Annotated in this window: 27 protein-coding genes; 19 read left to right on the forward strand and 8 right to left on the reverse strand. The window is 70.6% G+C overall.

All coding sequences use genetic code 11. The annotated features are described in order from the left end of the window. Positions 1-23: 23 nt before the first annotated feature. Entirely contained in the window at positions 24-686 is a 663-nt protein-coding gene (locus ACFYY8_RS22325) for a response regulator (protein ID WP_390043768.1), read from the reverse strand. Beyond that, positions 683-1837 carry a sensor histidine kinase gene (locus ACFYY8_RS22330; protein WP_390043771.1) on the reverse strand — a complete coding sequence of 385 codons (1155 nt, stop codon included), beginning with the start codon at positions 1835-1837 and terminating at the stop codon, positions 683-685. Before ACFYY8_RS22330 ends, ACFYY8_RS22325 begins: the two co-directional genes overlap by 4 nt. Before the next feature lie 324 nt (positions 1838-2161). On the opposite strand from ACFYY8_RS22330, the gene ACFYY8_RS22335 reads away from it, so the two are divergent. The 5 genes from ACFYY8_RS22335 to ACFYY8_RS22355 all read left to right on the forward strand — a co-directional run bounded on the left by ACFYY8_RS22335 (position 2162) and on the right by ACFYY8_RS22355 (position 8515). Then, positions 2162-2713, forward strand: coding sequence for a hypothetical protein (locus ACFYY8_RS22335; protein ID WP_390043773.1), 552 nt, complete (start codon positions 2162-2164; stop codon positions 2711-2713). 388 nt (positions 2714-3101) lie between these two features. Next, positions 3102-3575 carry a low molecular weight protein-tyrosine-phosphatase gene (locus tag ACFYY8_RS22340; RefSeq protein WP_390043775.1) on the forward strand — a complete coding sequence of 158 codons (474 nt, stop codon included), beginning with the start codon at positions 3102-3104 and terminating at the stop codon, positions 3573-3575. Between the two features lie 227 nt (positions 3576-3802). Continuing rightward, positions 3803-6256, forward strand: coding sequence for a N,N-dimethylformamidase beta subunit family domain-containing protein (locus ACFYY8_RS22345; RefSeq protein WP_390043777.1), 2454 nt, complete (start codon positions 3803-3805; stop codon positions 6254-6256). 1 nt (position 6257) lies between these two features. After that, positions 6258-7484: an MFS transporter gene (locus ACFYY8_RS22350; RefSeq protein ID WP_390043779.1), complete on the forward strand. Its 1227-nt coding sequence runs from the start codon at positions 6258-6260 to the stop codon at positions 7482-7484. Then, positions 7481-8515 (forward strand): TolB family protein, encoded by a 1035-nt coding sequence (locus ACFYY8_RS22355; RefSeq protein ID WP_390043781.1) that lies wholly within the window; start codon positions 7481-7483, stop codon positions 8513-8515. The genes ACFYY8_RS22350 and ACFYY8_RS22355 overlap by 4 nt, the downstream gene beginning before the upstream one ends. Before the next feature lie 12 nt (positions 8516-8527). Here the strand turns inward: ACFYY8_RS22355 and ACFYY8_RS22360 are convergent, their stop codons facing one another. The 3 genes from ACFYY8_RS22360 to ACFYY8_RS22370 all read right to left on the reverse strand — a co-directional run bounded on the left by ACFYY8_RS22360 (position 8528) and on the right by ACFYY8_RS22370 (position 10745). Further along, a complete protein-coding gene (locus ACFYY8_RS22360; protein WP_386188055.1) occupies positions 8528-9280 on the reverse strand; it encodes an HAD-IIA family hydrolase in 753 nt (250 codons plus the stop codon). A 106-nt stretch (positions 9281-9386) separates the two neighbouring features. Continuing rightward, entirely contained in the window at positions 9387-9821 is a 435-nt protein-coding gene (locus ACFYY8_RS22365; RefSeq protein ID WP_390043783.1) for a nuclear transport factor 2 family protein, read from the reverse strand. A gap of 24 nt (positions 9822-9845) precedes the next feature. Next, on the reverse strand, positions 9846-10745 hold the full coding sequence (locus tag ACFYY8_RS22370; RefSeq protein ID WP_390043785.1) for a TIGR03619 family F420-dependent LLM class oxidoreductase: 900 nt from the start codon (positions 10743-10745) through the stop codon (positions 9846-9848). A 43-nt stretch (positions 10746-10788) separates the two neighbouring features. Here ACFYY8_RS22370 and ACFYY8_RS22375 point away from each other — a divergent pair, with 43 nt between their 5' ends. Together ACFYY8_RS22375 and ACFYY8_RS22380 are read left to right on the forward strand one after the other, a co-directional pair. After that, complete coding sequence (locus ACFYY8_RS22375) at positions 10789-11724, forward strand: phosphotransferase (RefSeq protein WP_390043787.1); 936 nt, start codon at positions 10789-10791, stop codon at positions 11722-11724. Between the two features lie 46 nt (positions 11725-11770). After that, positions 11771-12034: a zf-TFIIB domain-containing protein gene (locus ACFYY8_RS22380; RefSeq protein ID WP_352012027.1), complete on the forward strand. Its 264-nt coding sequence runs from the start codon at positions 11771-11773 to the stop codon at positions 12032-12034. Positions 12035-12114: 80 nt separating this feature from the next. On the opposite strand, the gene ACFYY8_RS22385 is transcribed toward ACFYY8_RS22380, so the two are convergent. Together ACFYY8_RS22385 and ACFYY8_RS22390 are read right to left on the reverse strand one after the other, a co-directional pair. After that, positions 12115-13086: a hypothetical protein gene (locus tag ACFYY8_RS22385; RefSeq protein WP_390043789.1), complete on the reverse strand. Its 972-nt coding sequence runs from the start codon at positions 13084-13086 to the stop codon at positions 12115-12117. 52 nt (positions 13087-13138) lie between these two features. After that, positions 13139-13753 carry a phosphatase PAP2 family protein gene (locus tag ACFYY8_RS22390; protein ID WP_390043791.1) on the reverse strand — a complete coding sequence of 205 codons (615 nt, stop codon included), beginning with the start codon at positions 13751-13753 and terminating at the stop codon, positions 13139-13141. 131 nt (positions 13754-13884) lie between these two features. Here ACFYY8_RS22390 and ACFYY8_RS22395 point away from each other — a divergent pair, with 131 nt between their 5' ends. The 4 genes from ACFYY8_RS22395 to ACFYY8_RS22410 are packed head-to-tail and all read left to right on the forward strand — an operon-like array spanning position 13885 to position 18440. Then, a complete protein-coding gene (locus ACFYY8_RS22395; RefSeq protein ID WP_390043793.1) occupies positions 13885-15102 on the forward strand; it encodes a hypothetical protein in 1218 nt (405 codons plus the stop codon). Between the two features lie 2 nt (positions 15103-15104). Beyond that, complete coding sequence (locus ACFYY8_RS22400; RefSeq protein ID WP_390043795.1) at positions 15105-16259, forward strand: toxic anion resistance protein; 1155 nt, start codon at positions 15105-15107, stop codon at positions 16257-16259. After that, positions 16256-17830 (forward strand): extracellular solute-binding protein, encoded by a 1575-nt coding sequence (locus ACFYY8_RS22405; protein ID WP_390043797.1) that lies wholly within the window; start codon positions 16256-16258, stop codon positions 17828-17830. The genes ACFYY8_RS22400 and ACFYY8_RS22405 overlap by 4 nt, the downstream gene beginning before the upstream one ends. Then, entirely contained in the window at positions 17817-18440 is a 624-nt protein-coding gene (locus tag ACFYY8_RS22410; protein ID WP_390043799.1) for a hypothetical protein, read from the forward strand. Before ACFYY8_RS22405 ends, ACFYY8_RS22410 begins: the two co-directional genes overlap by 14 nt. 26 nt (positions 18441-18466) lie before the next feature. On the opposite strand, the gene ACFYY8_RS22415 is transcribed toward ACFYY8_RS22410, so the two are convergent. Then, on the reverse strand, positions 18467-18955 hold the full coding sequence (locus tag ACFYY8_RS22415; protein WP_390043801.1) for a MarR family winged helix-turn-helix transcriptional regulator: 489 nt from the start codon (positions 18953-18955) through the stop codon (positions 18467-18469). Between the two features lie 83 nt (positions 18956-19038). Between ACFYY8_RS22415 and ACFYY8_RS22420 the strand changes: the two genes are divergently transcribed. The 8 genes from ACFYY8_RS22420 (at position 19039) to ACFYY8_RS22455 (ending at position 25456) form a co-directional block, all read left to right on the forward strand. Further along, complete coding sequence (locus ACFYY8_RS22420) at positions 19039-19380, forward strand: rhodanese-like domain-containing protein (RefSeq protein ID WP_390043803.1); 342 nt, start codon at positions 19039-19041, stop codon at positions 19378-19380. A gap of 31 nt (positions 19381-19411) precedes the next feature. Continuing rightward, positions 19412-19987: a YceI family protein gene (locus tag ACFYY8_RS22425; protein WP_390043805.1), complete on the forward strand. Its 576-nt coding sequence runs from the start codon at positions 19412-19414 to the stop codon at positions 19985-19987. A 1074-nt stretch (positions 19988-21061) separates the two neighbouring features. Beyond that, positions 21062-21937, forward strand: coding sequence for an aminotransferase class I/II-fold pyridoxal phosphate-dependent enzyme (locus ACFYY8_RS22430; RefSeq protein ID WP_390043807.1), 876 nt, complete (start codon positions 21062-21064; stop codon positions 21935-21937). Further along, positions 21927-22442, forward strand: coding sequence for a DUF6190 family protein (locus ACFYY8_RS22435; protein ID WP_390043809.1), 516 nt, complete (start codon positions 21927-21929; stop codon positions 22440-22442). The genes ACFYY8_RS22430 and ACFYY8_RS22435 overlap by 11 nt, the downstream gene beginning before the upstream one ends. 14 nt (positions 22443-22456) lie before the next feature. Further along, on the forward strand, positions 22457-23278 hold the full coding sequence (locus tag ACFYY8_RS22440; RefSeq protein ID WP_390043810.1) for a dihydrodipicolinate synthase family protein: 822 nt from the start codon (positions 22457-22459) through the stop codon (positions 23276-23278). Beyond that, the gene (locus ACFYY8_RS22445; RefSeq protein ID WP_390043812.1) at positions 23275-24117 is read left to right on the forward strand and encodes an iron-containing redox enzyme family protein; all 843 of its coding nucleotides are present in this window, start codon (positions 23275-23277) and stop codon (positions 24115-24117) included. Before ACFYY8_RS22440 ends, ACFYY8_RS22445 begins: the two co-directional genes overlap by 4 nt. After that, on the forward strand, positions 24114-24395 hold the full coding sequence (locus ACFYY8_RS22450; RefSeq protein ID WP_390043814.1) for a Rieske (2Fe-2S) protein: 282 nt from the start codon (positions 24114-24116) through the stop codon (positions 24393-24395). Before ACFYY8_RS22445 ends, ACFYY8_RS22450 begins: the two co-directional genes overlap by 4 nt. Next, positions 24392-25456 (forward strand): methyltransferase domain-containing protein, encoded by a 1065-nt coding sequence (locus ACFYY8_RS22455; protein ID WP_390043815.1) that lies wholly within the window; start codon positions 24392-24394, stop codon positions 25454-25456. Before ACFYY8_RS22450 ends, ACFYY8_RS22455 begins: the two co-directional genes overlap by 4 nt. Positions 25457-25464: the final 8 nt, after the last annotated feature.

Raw genomic sequence — 25464 nt, forward strand, 5'->3', positions numbered from 1 at the left:
GCCTCGCCCGTCGGGATGGAATCTCAGCCGGGCAGGTCGCTGCGGCCCACGAGCCCGTTCTCGTACGCGTGGATCACCACGTGCACGCGGTCGCGCAGGTTCAGTTTCTGCAGGATGGCCCGGACGTGCGACTTCACCGTGTTCTCGCTCAGCACCAGCTCCGCGCGGATCTCGTTGTTGGACCGGCCTCGGGCGAGCAGATCGAAGATCTCGACCTCCCGTGGAGTGAGGCCGTTCAGGGCCGCCGTCCTGCGCACCGGCACCTGCCGTACGAAGTCGAGGACCGTCGCCGCCACCCCCGGGGCCAGCGCCGACGTCCCCGAGGCGACGTCGCACACGGCCTGGGCCAGGGCGGCGGGCCGGATGTCCTTGGTCAGGTAACCGCTCGCGCCGGCCCGGATGGCGGCCACGACCAGTTCGTCGTCGTCGAACGTCGTCAGCATGAGCACCCGGGTCGCCGGGGAGATCCTGACGATCTCCGCCGTGGCGGCGACCCCGTCCACGCGCGGCATGCGGATGTCCATCAGCACCACGTCGAGGCGGTGCCGCCGGACGACCTCGATCGCGTCACCGCCGTTCGCGACGTCGTGGGTGACCTCGATGCGCTCGTCGGCCGACAGCACCGTACGGAGCGAGGCCCGCAACAGCTCCTGATCGTCGACGAGCATGACGTGGATCCCGGTCATGCCCCCTCCTTCGTGGGGAGCCGCGCCCGCAGCACCCATCCGTCGTCCCCGTCGTCGATCGACAGGGTGCCACCCGCGGTACTCACGCGTTCCCCGATCCCCATCAGGCCGGTCCCCTGGCCGCTGCCGCCGCGAAGCGCCCTGCCGCCGTCGTCGCGCACCTCGACCACCACCTCGGCCGGGGTCCAGCGCAGGTGAACGGTCACCTCGACCGGCGGTTCGAGGTGACGCAGCGCGTTGGTGACGCCCTCCTGCACGGTCCGGACCACCGCGACCTCCGCGCTCAGGCTCAGCGGCCGCCGCTCCCCCACCTCGGCGAACGTCACCGTGTGGAGCGGGCTGGCCGCCGAGGCCACGAGGTCGGGGAGGACGTCGAGCGAGATCGGGACCTTCCCCGGCCGGGAGCCGGCGCGCGGCGCCACGGTGGCCAGCATCGCGCGCAGACCCTGGTGGGCGTCCCGGCCGGTCTCGGCGATGTCGCCGAGTTCGCGGCGGGTCGCCGGGTCCGCCGTCGTCACCGCCGCGGCCTCGATCCGCGCGACCATGACGGTGACCGTGTGGGCGATCACGTCATGCAGGTCTCTGCGAATGCCGGCCCGTTCCTCCGCGACCGCCGCGGCCAGCCGCTCGCTCTCGGCCCTTCGGCGGGCCTCGTGCCTGCGGCGTACCAGCAGGGCCGCGAGCCACACGCCGCCGACCACGGACATCAGCAGCCCTCCCTCGACCAGGTGGGTCCACACGGAGACGCCGGAGGGCAGCCGGGCCCACGTCACCAGTTCATTGAGGACGATCCCGAGCAGGGCGACGGCCAGCGCGACCACCGAGGACCTGACCGGGACCAGGCCGGTCAGCCGCCACAACGTGAGAGGGAAGCACACAGCCGAGGGCAGCATGGTCGGTGACCAGCCCAGGAGGGGCGTCATCACCAGGACGAGCATCGCCAGCGCGCCGATCGCGTACCCCTCCCACGGCCGCCCGCGGGCCGTCACCGCCCCCACATGGAGCAGGACGGCGGCACCCGCCACGGCGAGGGTCTGCCACAGGTCCGCGCCGAGGTACCGCAGGGCGCCCGCCAGGATGACCATCGTCAGGAGGAGCAGGACCACGTGCGCCGCCACCGGCCATGTGCTCCGGCGCTGGGAGGCTGTCACGGTCGTCGCCTTCCGGTGGGCTCGTGGGGGGAGCCGTGCCCGGCTCGACGTGCCACAGGATAGCCAGCGGCGGGCGGGCCCGATTCCGGTGCCCCGTCACGCGCCCCATCGCCGAGGGCCGACGGCGAGCCGCCTCGTCGGACGTCGGACGGCCCTCGTGCACGCCGGATCGGACTTGCCCGCGCCCTGCGGCAAGGGCCGCCTTACCCGATGTCACGTAAAGTATTCTTGTATTTACTTTCCGTGATGGCCATGGTGAGGGGGAACGTCCTGGCGCGTCAAAGACCACGACACGCCCGATCACCCCCCTGGAGGAGTTTCCCCATGTCCCAGCCCCATCGCGTCCGCGGCGCCGCCCTCCTGGCCGCCCTGGTCGCCGCCACCGGTCTCGCCTCTCTCACCTCGCCCGCCCACGCCGCCGGGAGCGTCACCTGCGACACCGCGGGCACGATGTACTTCAAGCCCGGGGTGCAGATCATCCCCCTCAGGCAGGACATCGAGATCCGCGGCGCCAACGGCTCCTGCCGTGACTCCACCGGCCTCGGCATCGACGAGGCCAGGCTCACCGCGAACTTCAGCGGCGTCTGGCTCACCTGCGAACTCGGCGGCGGCGGCACCGGCCACGGCACCGGCACCCTGGACTGGATTCAGGACGACGGCACCCGGGCCCGCAGCAACCTCGACCTGAACTTCGAAAGCAACATCGCCAGCGAGGTGACCCTGTCCGGCCAGGTCGTCGGCGGTCCCCTCGACGGCGAGAGGTTCTCCGCCCACCTCAGTGCCGACCTGCTCCGGGGCACCCTCAAGTGCACCGTCGGCGGCCCCTTCGGCGGCGCCAAGAGCGTCGGCTACCACGGCGAGTTCACCGTCGGCTGACCCCGTCCCACCTCGTGCGAGGTGATCCCCGAACCGGCGAGGGGGGGGGGGGGGCCCCCCCCCCCCCCCCCCCCCCGGGGGCCCCCCCCCCCCCCGGGGGCGGGGGGGGGGCCCCCCGCCCGCCCCGGGGGGGCGCCCCCTGGGGGGGCCCACGGGGGGGGCCCCCCCGGGGCCCCCCCCCGCGGGGCCCCCCCCCCCCCCCCGGGGGGGGGCGCCCCCCCCCCCCGGGGGGGGGGGGCGGGCCCCCCCGCCCCCCCCCCGCCTCGGCGTCTCACACGGCCCGTCCGGTGCCCGGTGCGGCCCCGTCGTCCACGGATGCGCGCGGCCCCGTCGTTTCCCGCGGGGGCTCCCGCTCCGGGGGAGCCGGCGGGGCGGCATGCTGGGGGGCATGAGTTATCGCGTGTGCCTGGTGTGCCTGGGAAACATCTGCCGCTCCCCCATGGCCGAGGTCGTCCTGAGAGACACCCTGGCCGACCACGGGCTCGGCGATCTGGTGACGGTCGACAGCGCGGGCACGGGAGGCTGGCACCAGGGCGACCCGATGGACCAGCGGGCCTCGGAGGTGCTGGCCGAGTACGGCTACGACGGTTCGGCGCACCGGGCGAGGCAGTTCCTGGCGGGCTGGTTCGGCGAGGTTGACCTGGTGCTGGCGATGGACCGGGACAACCTGCGGGTGCTGCGCCGCCTGGCCCCGGCGGGGGCCGACGTGCGGCTGCTGCGTTCCTTCGACCCGGCGGCGCCCCGGGACGCCGAGGTGCCCGACCCCTACTACGGGGGCCGCGCGGGCTTCACCGAGGTGCTGGAGATGGTGCGGGCCGCCTCAGAGGGCCTGGCCAAGCACCTGGCGGCCACGCTGCGCTGACCTCGCCCCTCCGCGAAAAACAAGGTGGAACCGGGTACCGCGCGCTGACCACTATCGGTCAGCGGGGCGATACGCACCCTCTAGCACGTTCTTACCCTTTGTTCTAACTTGAAGCGAAGTCTTTAGCATCGCACGTTCTCCGCGAGGTGACGGATGCCGCGCGCCGGTCGAGACGGCGCGCGGCCTCCGGGTGACCACGGTTCCAGGGCCGGCAGAGAGGTGATCGAGTGATCGCGCGCAGACGACTGAGGACGGCACTGCTGGTCACGGCTCTGACCGTCGCGATCGGCGGCTCCGGTCCCCTGGCCACGGGAGTGGGGACGGCCGCGGCCTGGCCCCAGACCCCCAAGGTCGACCCTCTCCCGCTTCCCGTCGACCCGGGCACACCCCAGGAGGCGCTGGACGCCCTGGGGATCAGCGGCTATCCGGACCGGCTGAGCGTCCAGCCGGGTGAGTCCGTGAAGTTCATGGTGAGCACGAAGAGCCCCACCTTCAGGGCGACGATGGTCCGGGTGGTGCACGGCGACGCGGACCCGCGCGGACCCGGCCTCAAGGAGCAGGTCATCGAGTCCGCCGTCAACAAGGAGTACCCCGGCCACCACCAGACCCTCCCCGTCGGCTCGTACGTGACCGTCCCCGACGCCCCCGCCCTGCGGCTCGGCGGAAGCTTCACCATCACGGCGTGGATCGCGCCGACCACCGTCCCCGGCTCCGAGCTCAACCCCGTCGCCTACCGGCGGACCCCCGTCGGCACCGGGGCCGCGCAGGGAATCGTGACCAAGTGGTCGGAGAAAGAACAGGCCGGATACGGCATGTTCGTGGACCGGGACGGCGGGCTCGGCCTACGGCTGACCGACCGGTCCGGGCAGGCCCACACGGTGAGCACCGGCGTGCGGCTCAAGCCGTGGGCCCCGGCGCTGCGCGGGGTCGAGCCCGGCGGCGCCGTACGGCCGCAGCACGTGAACTCCTCCGGCTGGTACTTCGCCGCGGTCTCCTACGACGCCGGGACCGGGAAGGTGAGGCTGTACCAGTACCCGCTGACCGGTCACCCCAACGACTCCCAGGCCGTCGTCACCCGCACGATCGAGGCCCGCGGGCTGCGCGACGCCACCGCCCCGCTGCTGGTGGCCGCCTACCAGGGAGCCCAGGACCGGCCCATCGGGTTCTACAACGGCAAGGTCGACGCCCCCCGGGTGTACGGCCGGGCGCTGGAGGAGCGGGAGGTCCAGGCCCTGCGCGACGGCGGCCCGGCCGGGCGGACGGCGCTCGCCCTCGACCTCTCCCAGCGGATGGACACCGACCAGGTCGTGGACGTCTCCCCCAACCGGCTGCGCGGCCGTACGGTCAACCTGCCGGTCCGCGCCGTCACCGGGCACAACTGGCGGGCCGACGAGCAGAACTTCAGGCGGGCGCCCGAGCAGTACGGGGCGCTGTACTTCCACGACGACGACCTGGGCGACGCCGCCTGGGAGAGCGCCTTCACCTGGCGGGTGCCCGCCGACGCCCGCAGCGGCGTCTACGCGGCCAAGCTGGAGGCGGACGGGCGCGTCTACCACGCGACCTTCGTGGTGCGCCCCAAGCGGGGCAAGGCCACCTCCAAGGTCGCCCTGCTGGTACCGACCTTCAGTTACCTGGCCTACGGGATGACGGGCGGCCTGACGAGCGGGATGAGCCAGTACTCCCGGCACAGCGACGGCAGCGGCGTGGTCTACTCCTCCGCGCTGCGGCCCATCACCAACCTGCGCCCGCTCTCCACCGGCCCGAAGGGTGAGGGCAGGCCGTGGCAGTTCGAGGCCGACACCCACATCATCGACTGGCTGGAGTCCACCGGCCGCACCGTGGACTACATCACCGACCACGACCTGCACCGGGAGGGCAGGAAACTGCTGGACGACTATCAGGTCGTCGTCACCGGCAGCCACCCCGAGTACACCTCGGAGCCCATGCTCGACGCTCTGGAGGGCTGGCTGAACGACGGCGGCAGGCTGATGTACCTGGGCGGCAACGGCTTCTACTGGGTCACCCCGCTCGACCGCACCGGCACCTACACCGAACTGCGCAGGCACGACGGCACCGAGGCCTGGCAGAGCGCCCCCGGCGAGTACTACCACAACACCACCGGCGAGTTCGGCGGCCTGTGGCGTTTCCGCGGCCGACCCCCGCAGCAGCTGGTCGGCGTCGGCTTCACCGCCCAGGGCTTCGGCTCACGGCTGGGAACCGGCCTGTACAGCCGTCCCCTCGACCGCTCCCCCGAGAGCCACGACCCCAGGGCCGCCTGGGTCTTCGACGGCGTCAAGGCCACCGGCCCCATCGGCGACTTCGACTCCCTGCAGAGCAGGGGCGGCCCCATGGGCGAGGAGCTCGACCGCGCCGACTACGCCCTCGGCACGCCGGACAACACCGTCGTCCTGGGCTCGGGCACCGGCTTCGGCGACGAGTACATGTTCGTCAAGGAGGAGAACAACACCGCCAACCTCATGGAGGGCGGCACCGTCAACTGGCTGGTCCGCGGCGACGTGGCCCTCACCTTCTACCCCAAGGGGGGCGCGGTCTTCTCCGCCAGTTCGATCTCCTGGGCGGGCAGCCTGTTCTACAACCACTACGACAACGACATCTCCACCATCACCGGGAACGTCCTGAACGCCTTCTCCGCCGGCGGACCGCTCCCGGGCGCCGGCTGAGGTGTACGTATCGGTACGCGACGTCCCGCGCGGCACGGGGCCGAGATCCCCCGTACCCCGGGTCGTCGTGGTCCTCGGCCTGGTGAGCCTGATCACCGACGTCTCCTCCGAGATGGTGACGGCCGTCCTGCCGCTGTTCGCGACGCTCGCCCTGGGGCTCACCCCTCTGGCGTACGGCATGCTGGACGGTCTCTACCAGGGCGCGACCGTCCTGGTCCGGCTGCTCGGCGGCTTCTTCGCCGACCGGCTGCGCCGTCCCAAGCTCGTGGCGGGAGCGGGGTACGCCCTCGGGGCCGCCGCCAAGCTGATGCTGCTGCCCGTGGCCGGCGCGGGGGCGCTGTCGGCCGCGGTCGCGGTCGACCGCGCGGGCAAGGGGCTGCGGACCGCGCCGCGTGACCTGCTCATCGCCACCGCGGCTCCCCCCGACCGGCTCGGCAGGTCCTTCGGCGTGCACCGGGCCCTTGACGCGACCGGCGCGCTGCTCGGCCCCGTCGTCGCGTTCGGGCTGCTCGCGCTCGCGCCGGGCGACTTCGACATGGTCTTCGTGGTCTCGTTCTGCGCCGCGGTCCTCGGCGTGCTGCTGTTCCTGCAGCGCGTACCGGAGCACGCCCCGTCCCCGGCCGGACCGGTCTCGCCCCGCGACGTCGCGGCGCTGCTGCGGATCGGCGGGTTCCTGCGGCTGCTCTGCGCCGCGGCCGTGCTGTCGGCGGCGACGATCGGCGACGGCTTCCTCTACCTCGTCCTGCTGCGCGGCGAGTCGGTCACGACCCGCTGGTTCCCGCTGCTGTTCGTCGGCACGAGCCTGGTCTACCTCGCCCTGGCCGTGCCGTTCGGCAGGCTCTCCGACCGTCACGGCAGGAACCGCGTCTTCGCCGCCGGGTACGGCCTGCTGCTGTGCGCCTACCTCGCCGCGATCCTGGCCGGAGGCGTCGCCGGGGCCGTGCTGTGCCTGGCGTTCCTCGGCGCCTACTACGCGGCGACCGACGGCGTGCTGCCCGCCGCGGCCACCCCCATGCTGCCCGCCGGGCTGACGGCGACCGGGATCTCCGTCGTCCAGACGGCGGTCGCGGGCGGGCGGGCCCTGGGCGCGGTGGCCTTCGGCGCGGTCTGGACGGTCGCCGAGGGCGAGACCGCCGTATGGATCTTCACCGCCGCCCTCACCGCCGCCCTGCTCACCGCCGTACCGATGATCACACGAGCCCGCGACCGCCGTACGGAGGCCCGATGACCCAGCCCAGCGCGCGCGGGACCGGGAACGACAGGCTCATCAAGGTGACCGCGGTCCTCGTCGCCGCCGTGGCCGTGGGCTACGTCGTCCTTTCGGTGCTGCGCGCGGGGGCGGCCGGCGGCGCGGGCGACGGCCAGGCCGAACTGCCCGAGGGCCGGCAGGTCGTGTTCCGGTCGTTGCTCCCGGGACCCGGGTTCGGCCACCTCGCCGTGCTCCCGGCCGCCGACGTGCGGCGCGAGCGCGTCGTCCTGCCGCCCCGCTGTGAGCGCACGGCCGCCTCACCCGCGGGCGGCCTCTGCCTGCGCCAGACGCGCAACCCCATCCAGCCGTTCGCCGTCACCCTGCTGGACGAGCGGCTCCGGCCCGACGGGGAGGCCCCGGTCACCGGGATACCGAGCCGCGCCCGGATCTCCGAGGACGGCCGCTACTACGCGACGACGACCTTCGTGACGGGACACTCCTACCTCTCCGACGGCTTCTCGACCGAAACCCTCATCGGCCGGGTCGGCGGCGACCCGATCGGCAACGTCGAACGGTTCACGTTCCTGCTGAACGGGCGGCCGAACGAGAACGCCGACCGCAACGTGTGGGGTGTGACGTTCGTCCCCGGCGGAGAGCGGTTCTTCGCCACCGTGGCCACCCAGGACCGCAGGTATCTCGTCGAGGGCGACATCGGGCGGCGCACCCTGACCGCCCTGCGGGAGAACGCCGAGTGCCCGTCCCTGTCGCCGGACGGCAGGCGCCTGGTCTACAAGAAACGGACCGGGCTCAACACCGACGTCTGGCGCTTCCACTCCCTCGACCTCGCGACCGGCGCGGAGACCCCGCTCGCGGAGACCCGCAGTGTGGACGACCAGGCGGCGTGGCTCGACGACGACCATGTGATGTACGCGGTGCCGAAGGGGGGCGCGGGCGGTCGCGACGCCGACGTCTGGGTGGTGTCCCTGAGCGGCGGCGCGCCGCGCCTGTTCATCCCGGACGCCGACTCGCCGACCGCCCGCTCCCCCGCCTCCGAGATGCCGCTGCGCTGACCCCCGGGGGCGTCAGACGTCGGCGTCGATCAGATCGATCAGGTCGGCGACCGAGTCGGCCACCCGGGACGGGCGGAAGGGGTAACGCTCGATCTCGTCCTTGGACGTGACACCGCTGAGCACCAGGATCGTGTGCAGCCCGGCCTCCATGCCGGAGACGATGTCGGTGTCCATCCGGTCGCCGATCATGGCGGTGGTCTCGCTGTGCCCCTCGATGGCCCGCAGCGCGCTGCGCATCATCATCGGGTTCGGCTTGCCGACGAAGTACGGCTGCACGCCGGTCGCCTTGGTGATCATCGCCGCGACCGCGCCGCACGCGGGCAGCGACCCCTCACTCGACGGGCCGACCGGGTCGGGGTTGGTCGCGATGAAGCGGGCGCCGCCCTCGATGAGCCGGATGGCCCGGGTGATCTGGGTGAAGCTGTAGGTGCGGGTCTCGCCGAGCACCACGTAGTCGGGGTCGATGTCGGTCAGCACGTAACCGGCCTCGTGCAGGGCGGTCGTCAGCCCGGCCTCACCGATCACGTAGGCCGAGCCGCCGGGCCGCTGGCCGTCCAGGAACCGCGCCGTGGCCAGCGCGGAGGTCCAGATCGACTCCGGCGGGATCTCCAGGCCGACGGCGCGCAGCCGTACGGACAGGTCCCGGGGGGTGTAGATGGAGTTGTTCGTGAGCACGAGGAAACGCCTGCCCGACTGGTGCAGGCGGCGGACGAACTCGTCCGCGCCGGGAACGGGGTGTCCTTCGTGGACGAGGACCCCGTCCATGTCCGACAGCCAGCACTCGATCGGCTTGCTTTCTTTCACCGTTCCCCCGCGTTACGGCCCGACAGATACGACATCACGCAACTAAGAATGACAGGTCCGGCATACCTCACACGCCGCCGTCCCCCGTCACACGCCAGGCCTGTTCCTCGACCAGTTCCCCGCTGCGCCAGCCGTACGGCGTGCGGACCAGGCGGTGGTGGTGCCAGCCGCCGCGCCGGACGAGGCCGGCGTCCAGGACGCCTCCTGGAGGGACGAGCGTGCCGGTGTAGGGGACGGTCACCTCGGCCTCGTCCCCCTCGAACCTGACGACCGGCAGGCCGATCAGGTGGTGCCGCACCGGCCAGCGCGACAGCGTCTCGGCCAGCCACCGTCTGGCCTCCTCGCGGGTGCCCCGGATGCCGCCCGCCGAGGTGTGGTCGAGCACCGCGCCCGCGGTGAACACGAGGTCGAGGCGTGCCCATTCTCCGGCGTCCAGGACGTGGGCGTATCTGGCGAGCAGGTCGCCGATCTCCAGCCGGTCCGCGATCTCCCGTTCCCTCATGCCCCCATCCAACCCAACACCAGGTCAGGGCGCGAGGGCCTCCAGCGCGGCCTCCGCCCTGCGCATCGACTCACGGGGGTCGGCGTCGGGCGAACCGATCTCCGGATCGAAGTTGAGGTCGTGGAAGACCTCGGTGACGCCCTTGGCCTCAAGGGCGGCCACGTCCCGTCTGATCTCCTCGAACGATCCGGTCAGCGGGGCGCGCCCCGGGTCTCCCCCCGGCCTGACCTGGGTGACGCCCCGGGTGACGAAGCGCAGCGCCTCGGCGTCCCTGCCCGCCGCGCGCGCCGCCTCCTTTACAATGTAGATTTTTTTGTCGACGCGGTCCAGGTTCTCACGGCTCGAACCGATCCAGCCGTCCGCGAGACGGCCCGCCCGCCGCAACGCGACCTCGGCGCTCCCGCCGAGCAGGATGGGCGGCTGCGCGGGCGGCTTGGGGTCCTGGTGCGCGGGCGGCAACTCGTAGAACTCGCCCCGGTGTTCGACCGTCTCCTCCGACCACAGCCGCCGCAGCAGGCCGATGTACTCCTCGGCGCGCCGCCCCCTCCCCTCGAGGGGCACCCCGGAGGCGGCGAACTCCTCCGGCATCCAGCCGAGCCCGAGCCCGGCGTCCAGCCGCCCGCCGGAGACCGCCTGCAGGCTGGCCAGCTGCTTGGCCAGCAGCGGCGGCGAGGCGAAGGGCATGTTGAGCACCGCGACGCCGAGCCGTATCCGCTCGGTGACCCCCGCCAGGTAGGCCAGCGTCACCACCGGGTCGTGCACGCTGCGGTAGACAAGGTCCGTCCCGTGGCCCCGCGGGTACAGCAGCCGCTGGAAGGTCCACAGCTCGTGGTAGCCGAGCTCCTCGGCCCTGCGGGCGATCCGCACCATGTTGGCCGGTGAGGCCCACGCCCCGGACAGCGGCGCCGCGAATCCGATCCTCATGCCAGCACCCTACGCGGGCCCGGATCGGTGGTTCACTTGCCGGGTGAGCGACAGTGAGGACTTCCACGACGGCCCCGACGACGATCTCATGGCCGGGCTCGGCCGCGTCGCCGCCCGGTACGGCTCCGCCCCCGCCGAGGTGGTGCCGACCAGGCCGGACGTGGTCATCGTCCGGGCGGGCGGCGTCGTGGTGAAGGCGCACGCCCCCGGCGCCCCCCGTGAGCCGCTCGAACGGAGGATGCGGGCCGTGGCGCACCCGGCGCTGCGCGGGAGCATGCTCGGGCCCGTGACCGAGGAGGTGCTGTCCGTGGGTGGCAGGCTGGTCACCGTGTGGCCCGCGGGCACCCCGGTCGATCCCGCCGCCCCCGAGGCTGCCCCCTGGGAGGAGTCGGCGCGGCTGCTGGCCCGGCTGCACGCCGTACCGGCCGGGGCGCTGCCGCCGCTGCCCGCCGCGGGCGGACCGGGCAAGGTGGCCGCCATGGCCGCCCGGCTGCGGGGCAACCCCTCGGCCGCGGCGCGGGCCACCCTGGTCGCGCTGGCCTGCCTTCCGGCCCTGGACGCCGCCCCCGCCCCCGAGGTGACGGGGCTCACCCACGGTGACTGGCACATGGGCCAGCTCGTCAGGACCGGGGAGGGGTGGATCCTCATCGACGTCGACGACCTGGGGGTCGGCGACCAGGCCTGGGACCTGGCCAGGCCCGCGGCCTGGTTCGCCGCCGGACTGCTCGACCCGGCCGTCTGGCACCGTTTCCTGGCCACCTACCGGGCGGCGGGCGGGCTCGCCGCGGGTGCGGACGGCGACCCGTGGGAGCGGCTGAACCTCCCGGCTCAGGCGATGACCGTGCAGCTCACCGCGGCGGCCGTGATCGCGGCGGAGCGGGAGGGACGGCCACTGGACGAGGTCGAACAGACACTCGTCGACACTTGTCAGAGGATTGTCCAGTTCCGAACCGCCTGCCATAGTGTGCCCACGCAGTAGGTTGTGGTTACGCCAAAAGCAACCCTAGGACAAGGAGATCGGCCAGATGCAGTGCCCGAAGTGTCGGGGCAACATGCGCACCTATGAGCGCAACGGTGTCCACATCGACCAGTGCGACAGTTGTCGCGGCATCTTCCTGGACTACGGCGAGCTGGAGACGCTGACCCGGATCGAGAGCCAGTACCACTCCGCTCCCCCGCCTCCCCCGCCGCCGCCCATGCAGCACGGGGCTCCGGGCTGGGGCGCGCCGCATCACGGTCACTACGGTCACCACCGCCGCAGCTGGGTGGGCATGCTGTTCTCCAGCTGACGCCCCACGGGCCACCGGAGAGGCCGGGACCGCGATCTCGCGACGGAGGTCGCGGTCTCGTCGTTCCCGGCCCCCGGAGGTCAGCTGGGGAACTCGCTCGGTTTGATGTGCTTGGGCCGTACGGTGCCGCCGACGACGGCGTTGAGGGTCAGCGTCCAGTTGGTCCAGCGGATCTGCGACCAGGTGCGGGTGGTCCTGAACCTGACGGACTTGCCGAACTGCTCGAAGGTGCACGAGCGGCTGAAGGCGCGGGCCCTGGAGTCCCAGTCGACGCCGAGGGTGTAATAGACCTTGTACGTGCCGTCCCGCACCCCCTTGATCTTGAACGACGACTTCTTGCGGACGTAGACCGAGATCACCTTCTTCTTGCCGCGCGTCAGCACGACGACCGCGTCCCTGTTGTTGCCGTTCTTCAGCTCGAGGTAGGCGCGTCCCGGGCGGCTCTCGGAGGAGATGTAGGAGCCGTTGCCCAGGCGGCGCGACCGCTCACCGCTGACCTTGACGGAGACGACGTCGGCCGGATATCCGACCAGCGCGCGGCCGCTGTCGCGCACCGGCGAGAGGCGTCCGCTCTCGTCGGCCCCCGTCAGCACCGCGGGCCCGGTGCACACGTCCTGCGCCTCGACGTCCTCCTTGGCGTCGGACAGCGCGCTCGTGAGGCTTCTGAGCGCGCCCACGTAGTTGCCGTGCTGGACCTTGACGTCGGACGGCGGGACGAGGGCCTCCAGTCCCGAGACGGCGCTCTCCATCGTGGAGACCGTCCGTTCGAGCCGTTCGCCGAGGCCCTTGCCTCCGGTGTCGTTCAGTTTCCTGATCGCGTCCCTGATGGGGCCGCGCGCCTTGTTCAGTTCGGCGCGGTAGGCGTCGGCCGTGAGCTCGACGACCGTCGGCACGGTGGCCGGGTCCGATCCCACGACGGGTCCGGTTCCCTCTCCGACCACACCGCCGGCGGTCGGACCGCCGACCACGGGATCGTTCGAGCTTACGGTGGTGCAGGCGCTCAGGGCCATCGTGGTGACCACGGCGCATGAGATCAGTCGGGGGGCAGTCACCTGCCCCACTATCGCCGGGCCTGTCACGACCCGTCAAACGTGAAAAACCCGATCAGTCATCCTCCGCCTCGTTTACGGCGTTTCCTGGGACCATTCCCCTGATGCGCGCGGCCCTCCGCAGACGTACGGCGGGCACGGCAGGCCACAGCCGCCGGGTCAGCACCCCTGCCGCCACACCGATCCCGGCCCCCGCGAACACGTCGCCCGGGTAGTGCACGCCGGTGTAGACCCGCGAGAAGCAGACCGCCGCCGCGAGAAGCGTGACGGGGGCGGCGACGGGCAGCGGAGCCTCCATCGCCACGGCGGTGGCGAAGGCGGCGGCCGAGGCCGAGTGCCCGGACGGGAACGAGGTCGAGGCGGGCACCCTGATCAGCCGGGCCAGCGGGAAGCCCTCCAAGGAGGGCCTGGAGCGGCCGAAGAACCGCTTGCAGACCAGGTTCACCATCGGGCTGGCCACCCCGATCGCGAGCAGCCCCCGGGTGGCCGCGCGGCGCAGCGGCGCACGGCCGCTGAGCGCGCATCCCCCGGCGACCCCCGCCCACAGCAGCGAGTTGTCGGCCGCCCGCGACAGGGCGGGCAGGAGGCGTTCGAGACCGGGGAGCCTGGCGTCCGCGACCGCCGCGAACACCCGCCGGTCCAGTGCGCCCAGCCGGGATCTCAGTCGCATGACGGCCTTTCCAGATGACGAAGGAATGAACGGCCTCTTAATTCTCATGCATACCCCGGCATCCGGCGCGCGCTCGTTTCCCCTCCTCCGATAATTCCAACAAGAGATGCTATTTGTAGAAATGGGGTGGAATGAAACGGTCGATCGGTGTCGTCCTCGCGCTGCTGCTCGGCGCCGCGGTCGTCGTGGCCGTCGTCCTGGGCAACAGGAACGACGAAGGCCCAGGTGGCGGCCTGGTGACGGTGCGCGGGGTGATCGGCTCGGAGAAGAAGCCCTTCTTCGAGGATCCCCAGGTCCGTGCCGCGTTCGCCAAACACGGCCTGCGGGTCGAGGTGGACACCGCGGGCTCCCGGCAGATCGCCACCGAGGTCAAACTCGACGGCTACGCGTTCGCCTTTCCCTCAAGCCTTCCCGCCGCTGAGAAGATCAGAAAGGACCGCGGGGTCTCCACCGTCTTCTCCCCCTTCTACTCCCCCATGGCCATCGCGACCTTCCAGCCGATCGCCGACCTGCTGACGAAGGCGGGCCTGGTGCGCGACTCGGGGCGTGGCTACCCGGTGTTCGACGTCGCCAAGTATCTCGACCTGGCCGCCAAGGGCACCCGCTGGGACAAGCTGCCCGGCAACACCGCCTACCCGGCGCGCAAACGGGTGCTGCTGACCACGACCGACGTCAGGACCTCCAACTCGGCGGCCATGTACCTGGCCATCACCAGCTACGTCGCCAACGGCGAGGACGTGGTCAACAGCACCGGGCAGGTGACCGGGGTGGCGAGGGCCGTGGCGCCGATCTTCCTCGACCAGGGTTACTCCCAGGCCTCCTCCGAGGCCCCCTTCGACGACTACCTGGTCATGGGGTCGGGCAAGACGCCGATGGTCATGATCTACGAAGCCCAGTACCTCTCCCACGTCTTCGCGGGGGACGGCTCGATCAAACCCGGGATGCGGCTGCTCTACCCGTCGCCGACCGTGCTGAGCAAGCACACGCTGGTGCCCCTCACCGCCGACGGCTCGCGGGTCGGGAAGCTGCTGACCGAGGACCCCGGACTGCGGGACCTGGCCGCCAGGTACGGCTTCCGCACCGCGGACCCCGCGGCCTTCACCGGTCTGGTCGCCAAGTCCGGCGCCCCGGCGGCGCGCGACCTGGTCGACGTGGTCGAACCCCCCACCTACGAGCACCTGGAGGGGCTCATCACGAACATCGACCGGCTGTACGCCAGCGGCGCCGTACCCCAGCAGGGAAACCCGGGCAGCCCGGGACGTCCGGAAGCCACGGAAAGAACCACGGAAAGAACCGCAGAAAAAACCCCGGAAGAAGCCTCAGGAAAAGCCCCGGAAGGAGTGCGCTGAAGGTGGCCGAGAACGAACTGGCCCTCACCCCCCCGGCCCCGGTCACGGCCGTCTCCCCGTCCTCCGCGGTGACCATGCTGCCGCTGGCCGAGGGCCGCGCGGACGAACTCGCCGCCAAGGCGCGGCGGTTCGCCGACGAACTGGCCGCGCTCGACCACAGGGCCCCGGACTTCACCCGCAAGGTGAACGACATCTCCTCCATGGGGGACGGCGAGATCCGCTCCGCCTCCCAGACGGCCAACCGGATGCTCAAGCGGCCGGTGACGGCCCTGGCCTCGGCCAAGGGCGAGAGCGCGGACGCCCAGGGGCGGGTGGCCGACCGGCTGGTCGCGCTGCGCCGTACGGTGGTCGACCTCGACCCCAGGCAGGCGGCGAGCGGCCCGCGCAAGCTGCTCGGGCTCATCCCGTTCGGCGACCGGCTGCGCGACTACTTCGCCAGGTACCGCTCCGCGCAGCAGCACCTGGACGACATCATCAGGGCGCTGAAGTCGGGCCAGGACGAGCTGCTGAAGGACAACGCCGCCATCGAGGGCGAGAAGGCAAGCCTGTGGGAGACGATGACCCGCCTGCAGGAGTACGCCGTGATGGCCGCCGAGCTCGACCGCGAACTCGAGGGGCGCGTCCTCGTCCTGGAGGCCTCCGACCCGGAGAAGGCCACCGCGCTGCGCTCCGACGCCCTGTTCACCGTACGGCAGCGGCACCAGGACATCCTCACCCAGCTCGCGGTCTCCGTTCAGGGGTACCTGGCCCTCGACCTGGTCCGCAAGAACAACCTCGAACTCAGCAAGGGCGTCGACCGCGCCACGACCACGACGGTCGCCGCGTTGCGCACCGCGGTCACCGTCGCCCAGGCGCTGACCAACCAGAAGCTGGTGCTCGACCAGATCACCGCGCTCAACGCGACGACCGGCGACCTGATCCTGGCCACCAGCGAGATGCTGCGCACCCAGGCGGGGGCGATCCAGAACCAGGCGGCCTCGACGGTCGTCGACATGGACGTGCTGCGCAGGGCCTTCGACAACGTCTACTCGACCATGGACATGATCGACAGCTTCAGGTCACAGGCCGTGGAGAGCATGGCGACCACCGTGGAGAGCCTGAGCACCGAACTGTCGCACGCCAGGACCTACCTTGAGCGCGCCGAGGGGACCCGATGAGGCATCTCGCAGGCCGTCGTACGGCCCGGCTGACGGTGGCGCTCGCGCTGCTCTGCGCGAGCGCGCTCGCGGCGTGCTCGAACGGAGCGGGCGGCGAGGTCGAGGACGGCCCCGACGTCCTCAGGGTGCTGGCGGGAAGCGAGGTCAAGGACCTCGAACCGATGCTGCGGGACTCGGGGGTGAAGGTGCGGATCTCCTACACCGGCACCCTGGACGGCGCCGAGCAGGTGGCCAGGGGCGACGCGGACGGCTCCTACGACGCGATCTGGTTCTCCTCCAACCGCTACCTGTCGCTGATCGACGGCGCCAAGGCCCGCCTGTCCACCGAGACCAAGATCATGTCCTCCCCCGTGCTGCTCGGCCTCAGGACGGCCAAGGCACGCGAACTCGGCTGGGAGGGCAAACCGGTCAGCTGGCAGCAGATCGCGGACGCCGCCCAGCAGGGACGCTTCACCTTCGGCATGACCAACCCGGCCTCGTCCAACTCCGGATTCTCCGCGCTTGTCGGGGTGGCCGCGGCGCTGTCGGACGCCGGGGAGGCGCTGAGCCCGGAGCAGGTCACGGCGGTCACGCCCAAGCTGAAGCAGTTCTTCTCCGCCCAGCGGCTGACCTCGGGCTCCTCCGGCTGGCTGGCCGAGGCCTACGCCAGGGACGGCGGGGTCGACGGCCTGGTGAACTACGAGTCGGTGCTGCTGGGCGTCAAGGGGCTGAGCCTGATCTACCCGAGCGACGGGGTGGTCACCGCGGACTACCCGCTGACCCTGCTGGCCTCGGCCGCCCAGGAGAAGCGGGAGCTGTACGGCAAGCTGACCTCCTGGCTGCGCGCCCCGGACACCCAGCGGCAGATCATGACCACCACCCACAGGCGGCCCGCCGTGCCGCAGGTACGGCCCGGCCCCGAGTTCGGCACCGCGCCGCTGCTCGAACTGCCCTTCCCCAACCGCAGGAGCACCGCGGACGAGCTGATCACCGCCTACCTCGACGAGGCGCGCGTCCCCTCCCGGGCCCTGTTCGTGCTGGACGTCTCGGGATCGATGGAGGGCGACAGGATCGAGAACCTGCGCCGGGCGCTGGTCACCCTCACCGGCGCCGACACCTCGGCCTCCGGCACGTTCTCCCGCTTCCGCGATCGGGAGAACGTGATCATGATCCCGTTCAGCGGCTCGGTCGGGCAGCCGAAGTCGTTCACCCTCCCGGAGGGGAATCCGCAGCCGGTCCTCAACGAGATCAAGTCCTACGCGGAGGGCCTGCGGATCGAGGGCGGTACGGCGATCTTCGACGGGCTGCGCACCGCGTACCAGCAGGCGGCGACACCCGGCGACGGGCACTACACGTCGGTGGTGCTGATGACCGACGGCGAGAACACCGACGGCATCTCCTACGACGACTTCGCCGCCTTCTACCGGGCGCTGCCCGACGAGCAGCGGCGGACCAGGACGTTCGTGGTGCTGTTCGGCGACAGCGACGTGGAGGAGATGAAGCAGATCGCCACGCTGACCGGCGGCGCCGTCTTCGACGCCCGCGACGGATCACTGGCCGCCGCGTTCAAGGAGATCCGTGGCTACCAGTGAGCGGGTGCTGAGGTATCTCGGCTCGACCAGGAACATCACCGGATGCGTCCTGGCCCTGGCGGGTCTCGGCGCCCACCTGCTCGGCCTGGCGGGCGCGTTCTGGCCGCTGGTCGTCGCCGGTCTGTACGGCGTCGGCGCGCTGCTCGCCCCGCCGGAGCGGATCAGGCTGGCCGTCTCCAACGCCGAGGTCGAGGCGGGTCTGCTCAGGACCGACCTGGAGGCGCTGCGGCGGAAGGTGCGCGGCTCGGCGCGCTTTCCCGAGGACGTGCAGGCCAGGGTCGGCGCCCTGGCCGAGGTGCTCGACGGCGTCCTCGGCCGGGCGGAGGCGCTGACCACCTCCCCCGACCACCTGCACGTCGTCTCCCAGACGATCCGCGACTATCTGCCCTCCAGCCTGGAGGCCTACGCCAACCTGCCCCGCTCCTACGCGCTGACCCGCCGCCCGGAACGCGAGCGCAGCGCCCACGAGGAACTGCTCGCCCAGCTCGGTCTGCTGGAGACCAAACTGGGCGAGGTGGCCCAGGCCGTGCACAGAGGCGACGACCAGGCCCTGAGAGACCACGGCCGCTTCCTCCGTGACCGCTTCGCCCCCTCGGACCTGGACCTGTAACCACCCCGACCGCGGCCGGCGGCCGGTCACGGCCTTGGCGTTCTTGCGGGGTCCAGGCGCCAGTAGACCTTGTTGTCGTACCGGGCGACCTTGAGCAGGGCTTTGGCGATCGTCTCGGCCTCCTCCTCTGTGAGGTGCGCGGCGAAGTGGCGGTGAATACCCTGCAGGTACACCGGGGCCGTTTCGCGCAGGGCCGTACGGCCGGCGTCGGTGATGACGGCCCACACCATTCGCTTGTCCGTGGCATCCGGCCTCTTGCATGTCAGGGCCGCCCGGGCCATGTCGTCGACCAGGCGGCTGACCCGCGTCCGGCTGAGCACGACGCGTTCGGCGAGTTCGTGCATGCGCAGGCCCTGCTCGCCGGCGGCGTTCAGTTCCAGCAGGACGTCGTACCAGGTCAGGGGGATCTGGCCGTCTCGTTGCATCTCGCCCTCGATGGCGCGGACGGCCGCGTTGTGCGCCAGCAGCAGCGCTCTCCAGGCTTGGAGCCGTACATCGTCCCTGTGACCGTTCACAGCCGAAGTGTATGCCGTACTTGTGTGCGTGCGCACACACTGGTTAAAGTGTGTGCGCACGCACAGATTTGAGGGGACACGCCATGGCAAAGATCATCACGCGCGACGAGGTCAGGAAGAAGATCGACGGTGGCTCGGTCACCCTCGTGGAGGCGCTGCCCGCCGTCTACTACGAGGACACACATCTGCCCGGAGCGCTCAACCTGCCGCACGACCAGGTGGACGAACTCGCCGCCGCCCTGCTGCCCGACAAGCGCGCCGAGATAGTCGTCTACTGCTCCAACTCCCCCTGCCGCAACTCCGGCATCGCCTCGCGGCGCCTCACCGAGCTGGGCTACGAGAACGTCTACGACTACGACGAGGGCAAGGAGGACTGGGTCAACGCCGGTCTGCCGACCGAGTCGGGCCCGTCGGCCAGGGACTGACAGATCCACCTCACCGTCACAGGAGACGACAATGAGTGACACGACTTCACCCACTCGCGAGATCAACGGAGTACGGCTGCCCGCCGCGGGGAGATGGCGGGTCGACCCCGGGCATGCCGAGGTCGGCTTCGTAGGCCGCCACTTCATGCTCACCAAGGTGCGCGGGCGCTTCACCGGCGTCGACGCGGTGATCGAGATCGGCGAGCGTCCCGAGGACAGCCAGGTCAAGGCGGTCATCGACGTGGCCAGTCTCAACAGCGGCGACACCACGCGGGACGACCACCTGCGCTCCCCCGACTTCTTCGACGCGGAGAAGTTCCCCAAGATCACCTTTGTCTCGACCTCGGTGACCTGGGATGGGACCGGCGGAACCCTGACGGGCGATCTCACGATCAAGGACGTGACGCGGCCGGTCACGCTGGCGGTCGAGTATCTCGGGTACGCCCACGATCCGTGGGACAACCACCGCACGGTCTTCTCGGCCTCCGGCAGGGTCAACCGCGAGGACTGGGGTCTCACCTGGAACATGGCCCTGGAGGCGGGCGGCGTCGTGGTCTCCAAGGAGATCGAGCTGGTGCTCGAACTGGAGGCCCTGCGGGAGGGCTGAGCCCGCGGACGCCGGGAGAACCAAGGAGGTTCCGGGAGGATCGCGCCCCCGGAACCTCCTTGGCATTGGCCGTGAATCGCCGATCCGGCGACGGGGCTCGCCCCGGGCGATGGATTCCAATCTTCCGTCCGAGGTTCCCGGCGGATTGCGCAGAAACATTTTCCGCATTCTCAGACGGCTTCCAAGATTGTTCACCGATTTCACGGCCCAGCCCTCTCCCGCGCCGCGGACCGTCTTATCGTTCGGGGCCCTAACCGGCGGACAGCGCGTCCGAAAAACCAGATGCGACCCGGACCGAACCGAGTCGAAACAATCCTTGCCGCACAGCGAATCCGATGGCTATAGTAAATTCCGGGGAAAGGTTCATCCACGGGGAGGCCGCCGCGCGCGGCCTGAGCCGGATTCGGGGGAATAACATTGGTCAGCACCCTCTCATGCGCTTGTTCTTCTGTGAGTACCTCCAGCGAAAGCGCATAACGTTTCAGGGAGATAAGGGAACCGCCGCCTGACGCATCGGAACCGATCGCCATCGGTTCACCGATCCGGCCCGTTCCCGCCTCCCGGTGTGTTTTGGCACGGTGAACGGCCTCCGGGGCCGGTCCATGGTCGTTTCGCCGACGCCACATGTCCGCATGGCCGTTCGACGCGCCGTCACAGCGCGCGCCCCGGTGAACCGCCATGCCTCCGGCTGCGCCCGTCCGGTGTCAGCCCCTCGTTCCCATATCCATGACCGATCGACGCCGATCGGCAAGGAATCCAGAGGAAAAAATGAGTTTCCATGGCACCGTCATCGGCGCTGGGTCGCCGGTAGACTTGACGCAGCACGAGATTCAGGCGCTTCGCACCACCTTCAATCTCGCTGACGCCCACACCCACCAGCGGCAGTCAGTCAATCAGCAAATGATCGTGTCCAGGCTCCCAGAACTGTGGTACGAAGCAGAAAAGGGCCTTCAGGAAACTTACGAGAAACGCTTCGTCGAAGCGTTCTTCCGCCTGCACCGCCAGCCAACGGCGCTCGCCAGGGGGAAGACATTCATCTCTTATGCGGCCTCCATATCAACAATGGTCGCCGGCATGTTCCTCAAACAACAGCGAATGGCCGTCACACTGATCGAGCCATGTTTCGACAACCTTCACGACGTTCTGGGAAACCTGGGCGTCCCGCTCTACCCGATAGACGAGTCGGCGCTGTACGACCCTGACTGCATCTACGAGGAGCTGCGGCGCAGGGTCAGAACCGAGGCGCTGTTCCTCGTCGATCCGAACAACCCCACCGGCTTCAGCCTCCTCAAGCACGGGCGCCGAGGCTTCGAGGAGGTCGTACGGTTCTGCAGGGACCACGACAAGCTGCTGCTCATCGACTTCTGCTTCGCCTCCTTCACGCTCTTCGATCCGGCGCTGACGCGTTTCGACGTCTACGAGCTGCTGGAGAACTCCGGGGTGCGGTACCTGGCGATCGAGGACACCGGAAAGACCTGGCCCGTCCAGGACGCCAAGTGCGCGTTGCTGACCCCGAGCGACGACATCAAGGAAGCCGTTTACAACATCCACACCAGCGTGCTGCTGAACGTGTCACCGTTCGTCCTCAACATGCTCACCGAATACGTCGAGGATTCCGCGGGCGACGAGCTGTTCTCGGTACGTGACGTGCTCACCCGTAACCGCGAGGCCGCGCGCGGGACTCTGCACGGCTCGGCCCTGCGCTACCTGGAACCGGTGGTGAAGTCGAGCGTGGCCTGGTTCCACATCGACCACCCCCACCTGACCGCCACCGACCTGCACCGCCTGCTCGTCGCGGAAGGCGTGTACGTGTTGCCCGGCCGTTACTTCTACTGGAGCCAGCCGAGCAAGGGCGAGTCCTACGTCCGGATCGCGCTGGCGCGTACCCCGGAGATGTTCGCCGACGCCATGACCCGCACGCGCGAGGTGCTCGACAGCCATGACCGCTGACCTCCGCCCCTCACCCACCGGACCGGAGGCGTACGTTGACGCCGCGCTGTTCATGGGGATGAACAGCGCGGACGAGGCGACACGCATCGCCTGCAAGTCCTTCTTCGCGGCCCGGCTGAACGAACGCGTCGTGATGAGCCTGGAGCAGGTGGGACGCTGCGACGACCTGGTGTGGCGTTTTCCCCGCGAGGTCCAGGACGCCTACTACCCGTTCATGGACAACCTTCACACGGACATGAACATCGAGCGGCGCGGCTACGAACCGGCCGACCTACGGGAGGACCTGGGGAAGAGCACCGGCTCCCTGCCCGCCCACGAACGTCTGCTGCTGGGCATGGTCGTCAACCGCGGCGGGGTGCTGCACTCGGCGAGCCCCCGGCTGCTCAGCCTGACAGGGGTGCCGGTCCTGGCTCCCGTGGACAGCGCCGAGCTGTCCTTCCCGGAACCGCTGGAACGGCTCTACCAAGCCTCACTCATGTTGCGTGTGCCCGTCACCCGGTTGTGAAGGGAGCGTGCCGGATGTACCGAGGGTTGATCGCCGCGCTGGTGACGCCGCTCACCGGCGACGGTGAGGTGCCTGAGCACGACATCGCCCGCCTGATCGCGTCGCTGCGGCCGTACGTGACCGCGTTGCTGCCCGCGCTGAGCACCGGTGAGGGTTGGGCCCTTTCGGAGCGGCAGTGGCTGGCGATGGTCGGCGGCACGGTCCGCCACGCCGGCGGGCTGCCGGTACTGGCCGGTGTCATGCGCCCGACGACGGCGGGCGCCCTGGAACGAGCCCGTACGGCGGCGCGGCTGGGTGCCAAAGCCGTCGTCGCGACCACGCCGTACGGGCCCGGCCTCTCCCAGGAGGAGATGTACCGGCATTACGCGTCTCTGAGCGGCGGAGCCGGGCTGCCGGTGGTCGTCTACCACGAGTCGCAGGTCTCCGGGAACCGGTTGAGGCTGGACACGCTGCTGCGTGTCTGCGCCCTGCCGGGAGTGGCCGCCGTGAAGGACTCGGCCGGAGACGCCGAATTCACCCGCCGGCTGGTCGCGGCCCGCCCCGGTGTCCCGGTCCTGCAAGGACTGGAGTCCCTGGCCCTGGAGCCGACGGGCGTCGAGGGCCATGTCCTCGCGCTGGCCAACGCCGAACCCGAGCTGTGCGCGGAATTGTGCGCCGCGATGGCCGCCGCGTCCCCGGTCGAGGACACCGCCGGGTGGAAGGCCCGGCTGGGCGAGGCCGTCGAACGCTACGGCCTGGCCCGGCCCGACTGGTACCGCATGCTCAAAACCGAGTTGTACCGCCGTTCCGTTCTGACGACCGACCAGGTCGCCGAGACGAAAGAAGCGTCGCCATGAACACGCAGACCGACACCACGGGCAGCGACCTGAAACGGCTGTTCATCCACAACCGCTCGGTATCCAGCGCCCACACCCTCGCCACGATCGAGAAGATCGAAAGCGGCTGGATCCTGCCGCTGGTCACCGGACTGACCGCGCGGACCCCCGCGCTCGGCTCCAGGGAGCAGTGGGTTCAGGCGTTGGACGACCTGCTGGCCGAAGAGCGCCGGGGCACCGACGCCGGACGCTATCTGGCCGAAGAGGCGAGCCGCGAGGAGTTCGTCCTGGTGGTACGTGAATTCGCCTTGGACGGGCTGACCGAGGCGCAGAACTTCTTCCCCGCGATCCCGCGGCTGCCCATCAAGGCGCAGATGGCGGTGATGCGCGTCCTGATCGACGAGTTCGGCTGCGGCAACCTGCGGCGGGCCCACTCCACGCTCTACCTTGACCTGCTGGCGGAGCTGGGCCTGCCGCAGGACCTGGACAGCTTCCTCGATTGCACCGCCGACGAGACGTTCGCGTTTCTCAACGTCTTCTACTGGCTCACCCAGCGGGCCCCGCACATGGAGTACTTCCTCGGGGCGCTGGCCTACCTGGAGGCGAGCATCCCGGACGCGTTCACGGTCCAGGCCAGGGCGTGCCGGCGCCTGGGAATCGAGAACAGCCGCTACTACACCGAGCATCTGCACATAGACGCCTTCCACATGAAGGAAATGCGGCTGGCCGTCCGGGAGTACGAGGCGGTTCACGGCCTGGACCCGACGAAGGTCTGGATCGGCACGCTCCTGCTGTCGAGCCTGATCGGCTCCGCCTTCGGCAGCGCCGTATGGCGGGCCAAGAGGCAGGCGGCGGCGTGAACGGCCGGTGTGAACCGGTTCTGACGGAACTGGATGAGGGCCGCCTGGTCCGCGTCCGGGTCGCGGGCAGGGAGTTCGTCATCGACGCAGCCTGCCCGCACCGCGGAGGACGCCTGGTGCACGGTTATGTCAACTCCCGGACGCTGCGCATCACCTGCCCGTTGCACCGCACCGCGTTCGACCTGACCACCGGCCTGCCGGTCGGCGGACCGGCGGACCGGTCCCTGACGGTTCACCGGTGCGGGACCGCTCCGGACTCCGAGGAAGGCACATCATGACGGCGACCGCGGACCACGAACCGGAGCGGGTCTGGCTGCCCGCCTCCGAACGGCTCCTGGAGTGGGACAACGGGTTCCACGACCTCATGCTCGGCGACACGCTGCGGATGAACGCCTTCCGCGCCGCCATCGCCGAAGCGGTGCGCCCCGGAGCCCGCGTGCTCGACCTCGGCACCGGCACCGGCATCCTGGCCCGCTGGGCGCTCGAAGCCGGAGCCCGTCACGTGTACGGCATCGACCTCAACGAGCACGTCCTGCGCACCGCGACCGGACGCCTGACCGCCGCCGGATTCGGCGGCGACCGCTTCCTGCCGCTTCACGGCCTGTCCTTCGACATCGAGCTGCCCGAACCCGTCGACGTCGTCATCGCCGAGATCATCGGCAACCTCGCCGACAACGAGAACATCGTCGCGATCCTGCATGACGCGCACCGGCGTTTCCTCGCCCCCGGCGGCGTCATGATGCCGCGGCACGTGGAAAGCTACCTGGTGCCGGTCGCCGCCAAGCGGGCGCACGACCAGTTGAGCGGTCACGGCCCCCACGACGCCGCAGGCCCGTCGGCCTTCGCGAAACTCCTGCGTGACAGGAACACGCCCAGCCGCTACGACCTCTACTACGACGCGGTCATCCCGATCAGTCGCCACCTGGCCGCTCCCCGGATCGTCCGGCGCCACGAGCTGCAGGAGCCCGCCGGAGAGCCGCAGCTCTCCTACCGGGTGCCGCTCGTCTACACCGCACGGTGCGACGGGCTGCTCACCGGCTTCAAGGGCTACTTCGTGGCGACGCTGTCGGACACGGTCGCTCTGGACATCTCCGGCGACGACATCGCCTCCCGTACCGCTTCCGATAGCTGGAAGCACTGCTACCTGCCCATCGCCGAGCCGGTGCCGATCCGTCAGGGAGACCGCATCCTCCTGACCTTCGGCCGCTCCCTGCCCGACGGCGCGGACCTGACGTTCGCGCAGAGCTACCAGTGGTCGGGGCGGGTCATCCGCGGTGAGCGGACCGTGGCCCGCTTCGCGCACAGCACGGGCTCCCCCCACCTTCCCGCCCCGGCCTGACAAGGAAG

The sequence above is a fragment of the Streptosporangium sp. NPDC001559 genome, assembly GCF_042893955.1.
GTDB lineage: Bacteria > Actinomycetota > Actinomycetes > Streptosporangiales > Streptosporangiaceae > Streptosporangium.

What these genes read in the sequence shown, in the direction of transcription:
- ACFYY8_RS22325 (WP_390043768.1), bottom strand. Translation starts at nt 686, where the DNA reads ATGACCGGGATCCACGTCATGCTCGTCGACGATCAGGAGCTGTTGCGG.
- ACFYY8_RS22335 (WP_390043773.1), top strand. Translation starts at nt 2,162, where the DNA reads ATGTCCCAGCCCCATCGCGTCCGCGGCGCCGCCCTCCTGGCCGCCCTG.
- ACFYY8_RS22340 (WP_390043775.1), top strand. Translation starts at nt 3,102, where the DNA reads ATGAGTTATCGCGTGTGCCTGGTGTGCCTGGGAAACATCTGCCGCTCC.
- ACFYY8_RS22355 (WP_390043781.1), top strand. Translation starts at nt 7,481, where the DNA reads ATGACCCAGCCCAGCGCGCGCGGGACCGGGAACGACAGGCTCATCAAG.
- ACFYY8_RS22360 (WP_386188055.1), bottom strand. Translation starts at nt 9,280, where the DNA reads ATGGACGGGGTCCTCGTCCACGAAGGACACCCCGTTCCCGGCGCGGAC.
- ACFYY8_RS22365 (WP_390043783.1), bottom strand. Translation starts at nt 9,821, where the DNA reads ATGAGGGAACGGGAGATCGCGGACCGGCTGGAGATCGGCGACCTGCTC.
- ACFYY8_RS22370 (WP_390043785.1), bottom strand. Translation starts at nt 10,745, where the DNA reads ATGAGGATCGGATTCGCGGCGCCGCTGTCCGGGGCGTGGGCCTCACCG.
- ACFYY8_RS22380 (WP_352012027.1), top strand. Translation starts at nt 11,771, where the DNA reads ATGCAGTGCCCGAAGTGTCGGGGCAACATGCGCACCTATGAGCGCAAC.
- ACFYY8_RS22390 (WP_390043791.1), bottom strand. Translation starts at nt 13,753, where the DNA reads ATGCGACTGAGATCCCGGCTGGGCGCACTGGACCGGCGGGTGTTCGCG.
- ACFYY8_RS22395 (WP_390043793.1), top strand. Translation starts at nt 13,885, where the DNA reads ATGAAACGGTCGATCGGTGTCGTCCTCGCGCTGCTGCTCGGCGCCGCG.
- ACFYY8_RS22405 (WP_390043797.1), top strand. Translation starts at nt 16,256, where the DNA reads ATGAGGCATCTCGCAGGCCGTCGTACGGCCCGGCTGACGGTGGCGCTC.
- ACFYY8_RS22420 (WP_390043803.1), top strand. Translation starts at nt 19,039, where the DNA reads ATGGCAAAGATCATCACGCGCGACGAGGTCAGGAAGAAGATCGACGGT.
- ACFYY8_RS22425 (WP_390043805.1), top strand. Translation starts at nt 19,412, where the DNA reads ATGAGTGACACGACTTCACCCACTCGCGAGATCAACGGAGTACGGCTG.
- ACFYY8_RS22430 (WP_390043807.1), top strand. Translation starts at nt 21,062, where the DNA reads ATGTTCCTCAAACAACAGCGAATGGCCGTCACACTGATCGAGCCATGT.
- ACFYY8_RS22435 (WP_390043809.1), top strand. Translation starts at nt 21,927, where the DNA reads ATGACCGCTGACCTCCGCCCCTCACCCACCGGACCGGAGGCGTACGTT.
- ACFYY8_RS22440 (WP_390043810.1), top strand. Translation starts at nt 22,457, where the DNA reads ATGTACCGAGGGTTGATCGCCGCGCTGGTGACGCCGCTCACCGGCGAC.
- ACFYY8_RS22445 (WP_390043812.1), top strand. Translation starts at nt 23,275, where the DNA reads ATGAACACGCAGACCGACACCACGGGCAGCGACCTGAAACGGCTGTTC.
- ACFYY8_RS22455 (WP_390043815.1), top strand. Translation starts at nt 24,392, where the DNA reads ATGACGGCGACCGCGGACCACGAACCGGAGCGGGTCTGGCTGCCCGCC.